This is a genomic window from Geobacter sp. (assembly GCF_027327745.1).
Taxonomy (GTDB): Bacteria; Desulfobacterota; Desulfuromonadia; order Geobacterales; family Geobacteraceae; genus Geobacter.
On the sequence record NZ_DAHVYG010000020.1, the window covers coordinates 1 to 13,280 of the forward strand.

The 13,280-nt window shown below is 57.9% G+C and carries 15 protein-coding genes; 11 read left to right on the forward strand and 4 right to left on the reverse strand.

What is annotated here, in order from left to right; translation table 11 throughout:
* Positions 1-426, reverse strand: a 426-nt coding sequence (locus tag M6689_RS03600; protein WP_298267934.1) for a hypothetical protein, incomplete at its 3' end; no start/stop codon positions are given.
* A gap of 378 nt (positions 427-804) precedes the next feature.
* Here M6689_RS03600 and M6689_RS03605 point away from each other — a divergent pair.
* On the forward strand, positions 805-2,271 hold the full coding sequence (locus M6689_RS03605; protein WP_298267936.1) for a sigma 54-interacting transcriptional regulator: 1,467 nt from the start codon (positions 805-807) through the stop codon (positions 2,269-2,271).
* Between the two features lie 146 nt (positions 2,272-2,417).
* Here M6689_RS03605 and M6689_RS03610 read toward each other — a convergent pair whose 3' ends face one another.
* The 3 genes from M6689_RS03610 to hisI form a co-directional block, all read right to left on the reverse strand.
* Positions 2,418-2,798, reverse strand: a complete 381-nt coding sequence (locus tag M6689_RS03610; RefSeq protein ID WP_298267938.1) for a hypothetical protein — start codon at positions 2,796-2,798, stop codon at positions 2,418-2,420.
* Between the two features lie 253 nt (positions 2,799-3,051).
* Positions 3,052-3,927 carry an ATP phosphoribosyltransferase gene (hisG, locus tag M6689_RS03615; RefSeq protein WP_298267940.1) on the reverse strand — a complete coding sequence of 292 codons (876 nt, stop codon included), beginning with the start codon at positions 3,925-3,927 and terminating at the stop codon, positions 3,052-3,054.
* Positions 3,924-4,301 (reverse strand): phosphoribosyl-AMP cyclohydrolase, encoded by a 378-nt coding sequence (gene hisI, locus M6689_RS03620; RefSeq protein ID WP_298267942.1) that lies wholly within the window; start codon positions 4,299-4,301, stop codon positions 3,924-3,926. The genes hisG and hisI overlap by 4 nt, the downstream gene beginning before the upstream one ends.
* Positions 4,302-4,804: 503 nt before the next feature.
* On the opposite strand from hisI, the gene M6689_RS03625 reads away from it, so the two are divergent.
* The 10 genes from M6689_RS03625 (at position 4,805) to M6689_RS03670 (ending at position 12,913) form a co-directional block, all read left to right on the forward strand.
* Positions 4,805-5,329, forward strand: coding sequence for a hypothetical protein (locus tag M6689_RS03625; RefSeq protein WP_298267944.1), 525 nt, complete (start codon positions 4,805-4,807; stop codon positions 5,327-5,329).
* A gap of 35 nt (positions 5,330-5,364) precedes the next feature.
* Positions 5,365-5,898, forward strand: a complete 534-nt coding sequence (locus tag M6689_RS03630; protein WP_298267946.1) for a PEP-CTERM sorting domain-containing protein — start codon at positions 5,365-5,367, stop codon at positions 5,896-5,898.
* A gap of 21 nt (positions 5,899-5,919) precedes the next feature.
* Positions 5,920-6,438, forward strand: a complete 519-nt coding sequence (locus M6689_RS03635) for a hypothetical protein (protein ID WP_298267949.1) — start codon at positions 5,920-5,922, stop codon at positions 6,436-6,438.
* Between the two features lie 158 nt (positions 6,439-6,596).
* Entirely contained in the window at positions 6,597-7,412 is an 816-nt protein-coding gene (locus M6689_RS03640; protein WP_298267952.1) for a polysaccharide biosynthesis/export family protein, read from the forward strand.
* A gap of 227 nt (positions 7,413-7,639) precedes the next feature.
* Positions 7,640-9,040, forward strand: coding sequence for a GNVR domain-containing protein (locus M6689_RS03645; RefSeq protein WP_298267955.1), 1,401 nt, complete (start codon positions 7,640-7,642; stop codon positions 9,038-9,040).
* A 73-nt stretch (positions 9,041-9,113) separates the two neighbouring features.
* Entirely contained in the window at positions 9,114-9,998 is an 885-nt protein-coding gene (locus M6689_RS03650; RefSeq protein ID WP_298267957.1) for a polysaccharide biosynthesis tyrosine autokinase, read from the forward strand.
* 95 nt (positions 9,999-10,093) lie between these two features.
* Positions 10,094-10,474, forward strand: coding sequence for a four helix bundle protein (locus M6689_RS03655; RefSeq protein ID WP_298267960.1), 381 nt, complete (start codon positions 10,094-10,096; stop codon positions 10,472-10,474).
* 129 nt (positions 10,475-10,603) lie between these two features.
* Entirely contained in the window at positions 10,604-11,452 is an 849-nt protein-coding gene (locus tag M6689_RS03660; protein WP_298267963.1) for a peptidyl-prolyl cis-trans isomerase, read from the forward strand.
* Between the two features lie 287 nt (positions 11,453-11,739).
* Positions 11,740-12,534, forward strand: coding sequence for an exosortase (gene xrt, locus M6689_RS03665; RefSeq protein WP_298267966.1), 795 nt, complete (start codon positions 11,740-11,742; stop codon positions 12,532-12,534).
* 40 nt (positions 12,535-12,574) lie between these two features.
* The gene (locus tag M6689_RS03670) at positions 12,575-12,913 is read left to right on the forward strand and encodes an AAA family ATPase (RefSeq protein ID WP_298267969.1); all 339 of its coding nucleotides are present in this window, start codon (positions 12,575-12,577) and stop codon (positions 12,911-12,913) included.
* Positions 12,914-13,280: the final 367 nt, after the last annotated feature.

Sequence of the window (13,280 nt, forward strand, 5' to 3'; positions counted from 1 at the left end):
CAGGGTGGCAGTTGTCGCGTTGGTCGGGCTGGCGGGAGTACCGCTGACGGTGGCGGCCGGGGCCGTCAGATCAACTGTCCAGCTGACGGTGGTGGGGCTTGCCTGGTCCTGCCAGTTGCCGGCGCTGTCCTTGCCGATGACGGCCACGGTCTGCGGGCCTTCGGTGAGGCCCGAGAGGCTGATCGCGGTGGCCACGGGCGTCTCGGCGAAGTAAGCGCCGCCGTTAAGGCTGTACTGGTAGGCAACAACGTCGGTGCCACCCACGGTCAGGGTGGCGGTTGTCGCATTGGTCGGGCTGGCGGGAGTGCCGCTTACGGTGGCGGTTGGCGCCGCATAGCTATAAGTCGCGAAAAATAGAGTCACGAAAAACAGCACGGCGAACAAGAAGCATTCGTACACACGTTTCGAAGCCGGTAAGCCAGACATCGTTCCCTCCTCGACTAACTCGCCAAAAAACTGAATAAAAGGCCCATCGAATATCTACGCAGTTTCCTGCCTCGCTACCCATCTCCTCGTGAGTATCGGAACTGTTAATTTTTGCTTACACACAACTATAGCCGCCAACTGAAAATATGCAAATGAGTCAGGAGTAAGAATTGTAACAAAAGGTATACAAAAAAATTATGGCGACAGTGCCCGGTGTCCACGATGCAACATGCCGATATCATTGAAGGAGATTTTGTGGGGCCTGCGGGATTCAGGTTGCGTCGATCTTTTTCGGCATCCGCCCTCCATTGACAGCGCAATCATGTTGAATATATTTAATTTATCAAGGTTAAGTGCTGTGAAGGACCGGAGGGAAAAATGCCGCGATTGAGTCCCCGCATCAGGACCGCTCTTCCCGTAATGCTCAACACGGAATCGGCAACCATCGAGATGCTGATCACCGACCTCGGTGTGGGTGGTGCCTTCATCAACGCCCGTTCCTCTGCCTCAGACGGCATGCTCGGTGTTGATACGCCCGTTTCGCTGCATTATGAAGTGCTGGGGAAAGGAGCTCTTGACCATCACGGAATCATTGCCCGGAAGGAAAACGGGGGGTACGGATTAAGCTTCTGCGACCTGGATACCGGTACGAGAAACAGGCTTTGGAGATTTATCGCCGACAACCTGTCCGACATCAGCGGGTGTCCCTATTGTGGCCGGGAATTCAATGCCAGGCAGACCGTCTGCAGCAGCTGCGGCTGGGAGCTCACCTTCGCTTCGCCGGGATATTTCGATTATTACGAGAAAAAATGCATGCTTGCCGGGTTGTACGCAAAACTGTCGGGGCTGGGCCTGGAACAACTGCGCAGAATCAGCGGCTTCATCGAGGCGGATGCCGTAAACCCGAAGGATAATGAAGAGATCCAGGAGTTTGTCGGCACCAGCAAAGCGATGTTGGATGTGTTTTCCAACATCAGGAAGGTGGCCCCCACCGACCTCTGCGTGCTTATCCTGGGCGAAAGCGGCACCGGCAAGGAAATGACGGCGCAGGCGATTCACGAAAGGAGCCCCCGGAAAGACAAGCCCTTTGTGGCGATAAACTGTGGCGCGATTCCCGACACCCTGCTCGAAGCTGAGCTTTTCGGCTTCGAAAAGGGGGCCTTCACGGGGGCGTACAGCCGCAAGAAGGGAAAATTCGAGATTGCGGACGGTGGCACCATCTTCCTGGACGAGATCGGCGAGATGCCGGTCGCTCTCCAGGTCAAGCTGCTGCGGTTTCTCCAGGACAAGACCATCGAGAGGATAGGTGCCGTGGGGGGGAAGAGCATCGATGTACGGCTCATTGCCGCCACCAACCGCGACGTCAGTTCCGCAATCGCAGAGGGGAGGTTCAGAAATGACCTCTATTACCGGCTGGACGAATTTACCATCCAACTCCCACCGCTCCGGGAAAGGGGCGATGACAAGCTAATCCTGGCGAAATACTTTCTGAGCAAATTCGGCAGGGAGATGGGAGTGACAAAGACATTCACGAAAGAGGCCCTGGAAGCGATCCATGGTTACGAATGGCCGGGGAATGTCAGGGAGATCATCAACAAGGTGAGGCGGGCGCTGGTGATGGCCGGGGGCAGTGCCATAACCCCTGTGGATCTGGACCTGGACGTCCCGAGAGCAGGCAAGGCGGGGGGAAACAACATCCTGAGCCATGCGGTAGCCCAGCTTGAGGTCGAGAAGATCAAAGAAGTCCTCAACGGTTGCGGGCATAATATCTCAAAGGCAGCCGAGATCCTGGGGATAACCCGTCAGACCCTTCACCGGCGCCTGAAGACGTACGGTATTCACTAGCCCCAAAAACGGAAAAACCACCTGAGTCAGAGAACCCAGGTGGTTTTCTTGCCTGAAAAAAATCAAAATCCTGAAAAGCTATCTCTCACAGAGCACACAGAGGGCACTGAGAAAATCGAAAACATCAAACTGTTTTTGCGAACGAATCATTTGATGCTGGAAATGGATAAAGCCAGTTTCTCGGTGAATCCCCCTTCCGTAAGAGAGAAGGTTCTCGTAACGCCCCTGTTCCCCTCGTCCCACAGCTTGATCCGGGAGCCCGCCGTTTCGAACTTCCTGGGGAACAGCATGTTTCCGGGGGAGAGACCATCGAGCCCGTGCCCGACCACGTGTCTCAGCTCTTCGTCGGTTGCTTTTGTCTCCGACGGGAGTGGGACGATCCAGGATTGCGGGTCATTCGCAATCGTGGATTGCGTCTTCTCCACTCCTGCCGGAGTTGTGCCTGGTTCCTCCGCCCCCCCCAATGCTGGGGCGAGGCATATGAGCAACCAGGCGACGGCAATGACTTTGGAAGCGGTTTTCTTCATTGGGCCTCCGGTGTCGACAATTTCTGCAAGAAAAAATCAGCAAAGAAAATGCCATTACCTAACTGCTGGTCTTTGTTGAATTTTTTCAGAATGTGCCTGTGCCGGTGTAACCTGTCCGTACACGAAAACGGCCGGACGAGGAGCTCCGATTGGGCAGCAAAACCAGTTGTGTCGGCGTTTCGGGCGGAAAAATTATTCTTGTAAAGAAAATGTAACAGCTACTGCACATAGGTCCATGTGACGGCATCGGCCGCTACAGGATCTTGTTGAGAGGATACTCGATGATCCCCTGGGCGCCCAGTTTCAGCAGCTCCGGCACGATGCGCCGCACCTCCTTCTCGTGGAGGATGCTCTCGACGGAGACCCAGTCCGAGTTGTAGAGGTGGGCCACCGTCGGGTTGTTGAGGCTCGGGAGGATCCTCGTGATCGCCTCCACCCGGTCGTTGGGGGCGTTCATCTTGAGCCCCACCATCCCCTCGGCGGCCAGCGCCGATTTCAGCAGCGTGGCGATGGTCTCGATCTTCTCCCGCTTCCACGGATCGTTCCACGACTCCCTGTTGGCGATCATCACCGGCACCGACTCCATCAGGTCACAGACGATCCGCAGCCCGTTGGCCCGGATGGTGGAGCCGGTCTCCGTCACTTCAACGATGGCGTCGCAGAGGCCGTCCACCACCTTCGCCTCCGTGGCCCCCCAGGAAAACTCCACGTTCACCGGGATGTTCCGCTCGGCGAAGTAGCGCTTGGTGAAGCCGACGAGCTCCGTGGAGATGGTGGCGCCGTGCAGGTCCTCGGGCCCCCGGACCGGCGAATCCTGGGTCACCACCAGCACCCAGCGGGCCGGACGCCGCGAGACCTTGGAATAGACCATCTCGCAGACCTCCACCACGTCCGAGTCGTTCTCCCGCACCCAGTCGCGGCCGGCAATGCCGACGTCGATGGTGCCGCGCTCCACGTACTTCCCCATCTCCTGGGGACGGATCAGCTTGCAGTTGACCTCTTCGTCGTCGATGGTCGGGAAGTAGCTCCGCGACGAGACGGTGATATTCCACCCCGCCTTGCGGAAGAGCTCCACCGTGGCGTTTTCCAGGCTCCCCTTGGGGATGCCTAAGGAGAGAAGATTGCTCATTTCTTGTAGACCTCCTTCGGATCGAAGAGGGGGTTCGAGTGCTCCACCCACTGGCCGTCCTCCCATCGCACGTAGAAACAGCTCCGGTTGCCGGTATGGCAGGCGGCCGGGCCGTTCTGCTTCACCCTGATCACCACCGAGTCGGCGTCGCAGTCGGTCAGCACCTCCACCACCTCCTGGGTGTTCCCCGACTCCTCACCCTTCATCCAGTACTTGTTGCGAGTACGGCTGAAGAACCAGGTCTTCCCCGTCTCCAGGGTCAGATTCAGGGTCTTCTCGTCCATGAACGCCACCATCAGCACCTCGCCGCTGGCGTGGTCCTGGATGATCGCCGGGATCAGCCCCCCCATCTTCTCGAAATCGATCTTGATCATGGTTGTGCGTGTACGCCTCCTCTCGAATGTAGCGGTGAATAGACAGAGCCTGTTTAATACCGTGGCGGGCTGCAGGGTGTCAACACGAATTGGGGGGAGGGAAGAGCCTCAAGTGAGCGGGGCTCGGGGCTCGGAACCTGGATGCCGGGGCTCGGGACTCGGGGCTCGGGGGTGGAGCGGGAAGAGGTTGGGGTGGAGGTGGAGGAGTAAACCTCCGCACGCATAATGGAAAAACAGGAGATTCAAAAATTAATATTAAAATGTTTGACAAGCTTAATTTTACGATTTAAATTTCGGGCCATATTTTTTAAAACAAAAAGTGACTAAATTTTGACCACCGACTGTCGAGGCCAGGATGGCCTCCAATCTGCCGGGTTGTAAATATCACAATCTGTGGTCGGGATAGCTTCAGGGACGAAGCCTGCCTAACTTTTTCGGTAGGCTATTTTTGTAATTGGTTGACTTCTATGGTTATCAAATTGATCTTCTAAAGGAGGCTTACAATGAAAAAGATTCTGATTTTGCTGATGGTTGCAGGGATGTTCCTCTGCAGTGCACATGCCTTCGCGCTCTCGTCCTACTCCCAGGAAATCACTTTCGGTGAGAACGGCTACAAGGTTAATCCGTTTGACTCCGTATCGCTAAATTTCGATGGATTGAATGCCAACCTCCTTGACGCGACCCTTGTCTTTGATGTTGCCGCGGTTACGAACGGCAGTTTCAAAATCTACGGCGTGAAGAATTTCGGCGTAGTATACACCGATAACGACCTCGTAGCCGGCAGCGGATTTCATGCAGGCTTGACCTCATTTTCTTCGGCCGATGAAAGCCTCGACCTTGCCGCTCTGAATAGCTCCATTTCCGATGGCACACTGGGCCTGTATTTCACGCAAATGGTCGGCTCGACGACCATCAAGTCCGCTAAGCTTTCCGGCACCGTCGCCCCGGAGCCGGTTTCCATGGCCCTCGTTGCCGCCGGGCTGGTGGGGTTGCCGTTTGTGAGAAGATTCCGGAACAGTCTGCACTGAAATTCAATGCACTGGTGTAATGGCGAGGATTTGCGATGAACAAGATTCGTATTGTCATGCTGTTTCTGACTCTGTACCTGGCGACGACGACCGGCGCGTGGGCACTGTCGAATTACAACTACACCGACACGCTAAGGCTCGATGGTTTGACCCTCCATTCGAGAGAAACCCTTGAACTTAACTACGAGGGCGTGGATCCTTCCCAATATTTCACGAAGGCGATTCTCACCCTCAGGGGTTCGGCCACCCATCCCCTGTACTTCCCCACCGCGCTGATCGGTGTCAGTACTCTTGACCCTGATAAGGTCCTCTACGCCGGCACCCTTGTTTTCAACGAACGCAACGTAGCAAACCTGAGCCTCAACGTGGCTGCTTTGAACAGATATCTCCTCAAGAACCCGTGGGATGATATCCGGCTCAACCTGGTCGTGGGACTCGGTGACGTCACCTTGACCAAGGCAACCCTCAAAGGGACCGTGGCGCCGGAGCCCGCCTCCATGGCGCTGGTGGCTGCCGGTCTGGTGGGGCTTCCCTTTGTCCGTCGCTGCAGAAAAGCAATCGGCTCGTAAACGCTGAGGGGGGGAACAATCATGAAAGCTTTTCTTGTGGCAATCGCAGCGGTCATCGCTTTCGGGGGAGAGGCACTTGCCCTGTCGTCGTCATCGTATGAGATGACTTTGAATAATATCGGCAGCAAGATTAATAACGGAAAGGATCCAATCACCTTTTCCTTCACTGGGATCAACGTCCCGTTTATCGGCGGATCCTCATCGCCGACCATTTCCCTGGTGTTCAGCCAAGGTTCTACCGGTTTTACCGACAAACTTTCGCTGCTGTTCGGGGATACGTTTCTGAAAGACATAACAGCATCGGACACCAGCTACACGTTCAGCGGTGACAAGCTTGCCATGCTGAACGCCGATGTACTGGCTAATCACGCCGCTTCGTTCAGGCTCTCTTACAAAGAGGGTGGTGCTTCCACAATCGCGTCTGCAACCCTGAAAGGCACCGTCGCCCCCGAGCCGGTATCGATGGCGCTGGTGGGGGCGGGGCTTGCCGGGCTTCCCTTTGCCCGCCGGCTGAGAAGGTCGTTCAAGCAGGCCGCCTGACGCCGTCCGGCTGGAGCAGGAAACGGCAGTATTGTTTTGTCGAGTAAACCCCACGGAGGGGGTGATCGCCGCGATCACCCCCCTTTTTACCTTTAGCAATGAGAGGCCTTACGTCTCACATCGCACGTCTAACGTCTCATAACAAAGAGGTACGGATTTTGGCAGCGCGTAAATTTTTGTCGGCATTCCTCGCAGTAATCGCAGTAACCCTGCTGGTCCTCTCCGCCGTTCCCTCCGTCGCCCAGGATTACCTCATCGGCAGCCAGGACGTCCTGAAGATCAGCGTCTTCGAGTATCCCGACCTCACCACCGAGGTCCGGGTGAGCGAGGACGGCAAGATCACCTTTCCGCTCCTCGGCGAGATCGTGGCCAAGAACCTGACCACCAGGCAGTTGGAGAAGGGGATCGCCGAGAAGCTGGCGGCGGGGAACTTCGTCAAGGAACCGCAGGTGAGCGTCTTCATCCAGCAGTACCGCGGCCGCAAGGTGACCATCATCGGCGAGGTGGTGAAGCCGGGGCAGTACGAGATCGCCGGCCCCACCACGCTTCTCGACACCATCTCCCTTGCCCTCGGCATGAACCAGAACGCCGGCTACCTTCTCACGGTCTTCAGGAAGGAGCCCACCGCCGACGGCCGTGAGGCGACCCGGAAGATCACCGTCGACGTCGACCGGCTCCTGAACGGCGGCGACCTCTCCCAGGATATCGAGCTCCAGAACGGCGATGTCATCTACGTCCCCAAGGCGATCTTCTACATCTACGGCGAGGTGAACCGCCCCGGGGCCTACCGGCTGGAGAAGGGGATCACCGTCAAGCGCGCCATCGCCCTTGCCGGCGGCCTCACCCCCAAGGGAACCGAAAGCCGCATCGAGATCACCCGCCGCGAAGGCGAAAAGGAACGGGACCTCGGCGCCGACATCGACAACCCCGTCCGGCTCGACGACGTGGTAAGGATCAAGGAAAGCATTTTTTAAGGCTCGGGGTTCGGGGCTCGGGATTCGGGACTAGTACTTTGAAACATCTAAAACCAACCCCCCTCAATCCCCCCTTAACAGGGGGGAAGCCTTTAAGCCTCCCCTGTCAAGGGGAGGTTTGGAGGGGTTAGATACGAAAACTTAAATGTTACAATGCACTAGCCTTTACGAGCCCCGAGCCCCGGCCTCTAAGCCACGAGCCCCGAGCCCCTGAAAGGACTTACCACATGCAACTCCAGGATTTCTGGCGCATCATCACAGAGCGGAAGCGGATCGTTTTCCTTGCCTTTTTCGCCACGGTGCTGACGACCCTGGTCGGGTCGCTCCTCTGGCCGCCGCGCTACGAGAGCACCGCCACCCTCATGCTCGACTACGACAGCAGCAACCCGATGAACATGAGTGGTATCGTCGCCCAGCCGCTCACCTCGGTGGAGTACATCAACACCCAGATCGAGATCATCAAGAGCCGGCGGATCGCCGAGGGGGTGGTCGACATCCTGAAGCTCGACAAGGTCCCCGATGTGGTCGCCGGCTACCGCAAGGCGAAGGAGGGGAACCCGCTCTTCTTCTGGCGCAAGCCTATGGACCAGGACATCAGGAGCTGGCTCGCCGACAACTTCCTCTCCGACTCCCTCAAGGTCGAGCCGGCAAGGGACTCCCGCTTCCTTTACATCAAGTTCTACTCCCCCGATCCCGCCTTTTCCGCCGCGGTCGCCAACGCCTTCGCCAAGGCCTACGCCGATTACAACCTGGAGCTTAAGGTGACCCCCTACAAAGAGGCGGGGAAGTGGTTCTCCGAGAAGCTCAAGGACGCCAAGGGGTACTCGGACCAGGCCTCGGAGAAGCTTCGCGAGTACCAGCAGAAGAAGGGGATCATCGCCCAGCAGGGGGCCGTCTACGACGACGCCGTCCAGCGCCTCGACCAGCTCAACCGCGACCTGGCCGAAGCCAAGGCGAAGCTCTTCGAGACCCGGGTCGCCCTGAAGCGGGTCGAGGAGAGCAGGGGGAACTACGAGAGCCTCCCCGAGGTCCTTGCCAACTCCTTCGTCCAGAGCCTCAAGGCGGACAAGGTCAAGCTGGAGACCCAGCTCACCGAACTCTCCGCCAAGGCGGGGACCGCCCACCCGCAGTATATCCGGCTCAGGTCGATGCTCGAAACCGTCAACGGCAAGCTGAAGGCCGAGATGCAGAACATCGTCAACGCCATCCGGCAGGAGAACAGCTCCGCCGGCCAGCGGCTCGTCCAGCTGGAAGGGGCGGTGGCGGGACTCAAGCGGCAGTCGACCTCCGCCAACGTCTCGCGCTACGAGATGGACTCCCTTTCCCGGGAATCCGAGACCTCCAAGCAGGTCTACGAGGCGATGCTCAAGAAGTACAACGAGACCTCCATCCAGGGTGACATCAACCGGACCAACGTCTTCGTCGTCGACGTCGCCGTCCCCCCGGCCGACCGCTACAGCCCGAAGATCAAGCTCAACCTGGCCCTCTCCATCTTCGTCGGCCTCTTCCTCGGCGTCGGCCTCGCCTTCTTCTTCGACTACCTCGACGACACCGTCAAGGGAGCAGAAGCGATCGAGCGCCAGTTCGGCGTTCCGGTGCTGGGCACGGTCGGTAGTTCGGGGAGCTAGGGACTCGGGGCTCGGGACTAGATAAACTCAAAACTCAAAACTCTACCCACTGGCCTCCGGCCAGGAGAAAACCATGAACACGTTAAAAATTGCGGATAAAGCGCCCGAGCGCATCGAAGGCTCCTCCATCGGCAACATCCTCGTCCAGGCGGGGCGGCTCACCACCCAGGACCTGAACCGGATCGTCGCCCTCCAGGGGAAAGAGAACATCCTCTTCGGCGAGGCCGCCGTGGCCCTCGGGATCCTCACCGACGAGGACGTCCGCTGGGCCCTCGCCAGCCAGTACTCCTATCCCTGCACCGGGGGAGATGGGGAGCGGTACTCTCGGGAACTCCTCGCCCTCCACGAGCCGTTCGGTTCCTCGGTCGAGAGCTTCCGTTCCATCCGCAGCGCCCTCCTTCTCTCCGGGGCCGGCAAGCTCGTTACCTCCATCGGCGTCATGAGCCCCGGAGAAGGGGAGGGGAAGAGCTTCATCGCGGCGAACCTTGCCCTCGTCTTTGCCCAGCTCGGCTCCCGCACCCTCCTTGTGGACCTGAACTTTCGGGCACCGCGGGCCCACTCCATGTTCCAGCTGAAGAACAACTGCGGCGCCAGCAGCCTCATCATCAAGCGTGCTCTGCTCGAAGATGCCGTCCAGCGGACCTCCCTCAACACCCTCGACATCCTCCCCTCGGGACCCAAGCCTCCCAACCCCCTGGAGCTCCTGAGCTGGAACGATACCAAAGAGCTCTTCGGCACCCTCAGGGAACAGTACGAGGTGATCATCGTCGACACCCCCGCCTTCGGCAAGACCGCCGACGCCCTCGTCCTTTCCGGCCTCTGCGACGGCGCCCTTCTCGTCGCCCTCAAGGGGACGACCAAGAATGCCGCCTTCGGGCAGATGAAGAAGCAGTTGGAAGGGGCAGGCGCAAGGGTACTGGGGGCGGTGGTTAATGAGGTCGCGGCGGAACGCCGCTAGGGACTCGGGACTCGGGGCTCGCAAAGGCGTTAGGGGCTCGGGGCTCGGAGCTGGGGGCTCGTAAAGGCGAAGTCGTAAGATCGGGGGAGAGCCGTTTGGGAGACGGGGGTGTTACTTGTTATCGAGATCTGGAAGTTTGGCGTTTGGGGGTCGATCTTGTGGAGATGGTCTACCAGATCAGCCGCAGTTTTCCTCCCTCCGAGTCGTTTGGTTTGACGAGCCAGGTTCAGCGGGCAGCGGTTTCGGTGCCTGCGAATATTGCTGAAGGTCATGCCCGGAAATCGAGCAGAGAATTCTTGCAGTTCATTTCGATTGCGCTCGGATCGCTGGCAGAGGTTGAGACCCATCTCCACATCGCGCAGCGCCTGAAATACGCCGTACCGACGGAACTAGAGACTATTACCGAAACCGCCGACAAATTGGGAAGGAAACTACGAAACCTGCAGCGTTCTTTAAAGGAAAAAACCAGGAATTAAAGACAAAGTTCAAAGATCGAGGTTCAAGTCCCGAGTCCCGAGCCCCGGTTTTCCGAGCCCCGGTTTTCCAAGCCCCGAGCCCCGAGCCCCGAGCCCCGTTTTTATAAACCCTGAACCAGGAGTTTTCCAATGCACCAACACCGTCGCATCCCTGCCTTCACCCTCACCATCCTCGCCGCCCTCGCGCTCGCCGCCTGCGGCAGGGGGGACATCTCCAGGTCGAGTCAGGTCCTCGCCCGGGTGGGAGACAAGGAAATCACCACCACCTACTTCGACCGGCAGGTCGCCAACCTCCCCGAGTCGGTGCAGAAGCTCTCCACCCAGGGGGAGGGGAAGAAGGCGATCCTCGATGCCTTCGTGAACCGCGAGCTCCTCTATGCCGACGCCCTCAAGAAGAAGGTCGACAAAGGGGCGGAGCTCCAGCAGAAGATCGAGGACATGAGGAAGGAGATGGTGATCAACACCTACCTCCAGAACGAGATCGCCGGCAGGATCAAGGTGGACGACAAAGAGACCGAGAGCTTCTACAACGCCAATCCCTCCGAATTCCGCAACCGCGAAGAGATCCGGATCAGCCAGATCGTCGTCCCCGACCAGGCCACGGCCGAGGAGATGCTCCGCAAACTCGGCATCAGGCGTGAATTCGGCGACCTGGCCCAGACTTACTCCACCGACAAGGCAAGCGCCGCCCGCCGGGGCGACGTCGGCTGGTTCTCTCGCAAGCGGCTCCCGGAAAACGTCCGCGACGCCGTCTTCACCCTCCGGGTCGGTGAGGTCAGCAAGCCGTACAAGATGGCCGACGGCTACGAGATCTACAGGATCACCGACCGCCGGGTAACCTCCTATCCCTTCGAAAAGGTGAAAGACGTAATCAAGGCGCAGCTTTACAACGAAAAGCTCCAGAAAGAGTTGAAGACGCTGGTGGAGGGGTTGAAGAAGGAGACGAAGGTGCAGGTGAACGAAGCGTTGCTGAAGTGAGAAGTATGAAAAAGCGGTCTCTCACAGAGGGCACAGAGAACACAGAGGAAAACCTGAAAAGCGTTTGAAGGTGTTAACCCCATAAATAGGCCTTTCTCTGTGATCTCTGTGAGCTCTAGAGAGCGAAGCGAACGGGTGAGAGACAGGTTTTCTGAAGATTTACCGGGAGAAGTCAGGAATATATGCAGGTTACTGGTGCCGAAAATGAAAAGAACGTAGATTGTCTAAGAGATGAGACGAATTCACCCCGTCTCACGTCCAACGTCTCACGTCTCACTTACGTGGCCTTGGCCGCCCTCTTCACACCCACGTTCTACAAGCTCTTCACCTACGGCTGGAAGAACGCCGACTACAGCCACGGGCCGCTGATTCTGGCGGCGTTTCTGTGGCTTCTGTGGCGCAACCGCGATTTCATCCAGGGAGAGGCCGATTCGCGCTTTCATTTCTGCTCGTTCGGGCTCCTCCTCTTCGGGCTCTTCTGCTACACGGTCGGTTCCATCTTCAGCTCCATGGTGACCGAGTCCTTCGCGGTGATCCCGGTGTTCGTGGGCGTCACCGGCTTTCTCTTCGGCAAGCGGGGGGTACGGCGGGTACTCTTTCCGGCCGGGTTTCTCGCCTTTCTCGTGCCGCCCCCCAGTTTCGTCATCGACATGATCACCGGCCCGCTGCAGGTGCTCGTGACCCGGGCTTCCGCCTTTCTCCTCAAGAGTGCCGGGTACCTGATCACCCGGGAAGGGGTCATCCTACATATCGCCGATTACACCATCATCGTCGGCGAGGTCTGTAGCGGGCTCCGCTCCCTGATCTCCCTCATGGCGGTCGGGGCGCTCTATGCCTATCTGCAGAACATCTCCAACCTGAAGCGGAGCATACTGTTTCTCTCGATCATCCCCATATCGATCATCGCCAACATCTTTCGCCTCATCACCCTCTCGCTCATCACCTACTACTTCGGCGAGGCGGCGGGGCAGGGGTTCTTCCACAACTTCTCAGGGTTCGTGCTCTTTGCGGTGGCGATGGTCTGTCTGGTGATGGTGGATGTGGTGATGGAGAGGGGGAAGATAGTGAGACGTGAGACGTGAGACGCAAGATGTCGTGGCGGATGAATATCGGGATCATTCGTTGATCGTAGATGCAGGGGTAGTGAGATGGGACACGTTCGTTCGGCGGGTGTATGACAAGGGGACAAAAAACATCTTCATCACCGGCTCAAACGCACGCTTGCTGAGCAGCGAGATTGCCACGAGTCTGCGCGGGAGAACCATCAGCTACGAGGTCTTTCCCCTCTCCTTTCGCGAATATCTGGATTTCAAGGGAATCGAGCCGGACGTCAACAGCACAAGATCAATTGCCCAGATCAACCATCACCTCGCTGACTACTTGAGGCATGGTGGCTTCCCGGAAGTGGTCGGCTATGACGATGCTATAGTCGCTTTTCTCTGTGGCCTCTGTGGGCTCTAGTGAGCGAAGCGAACGGGTGAGAGAAACGTCTTTAAAACCGGTCTCTCACAGAGGGCACAGAGGGCACAGAGGAAAACCTGAAAACCTGGGAAGCTTTTCGGGGTAAAACCCTTAAAGAGTTTAAAAGCCTTACTCTGTGATCTCTGTGCCCTCTACCGAGGCGCATCATGAAGTGGTGGGTTAAAGAGGAGTAGTGGAAGGAAATGTGGGGAGTGTCCCGCGTTTCACCCGCGTTTCACCATTGGGATTGTTGATCAATTTCAACGAGACAAAGCTGGTTGACGGAATAACGCGGGTCGCCGTATAGTCGCTTTTCTCTGTGGCCTCTGTGGGCTCTAGTGAGCGAAGCGAACGGGTGAGAGAAACG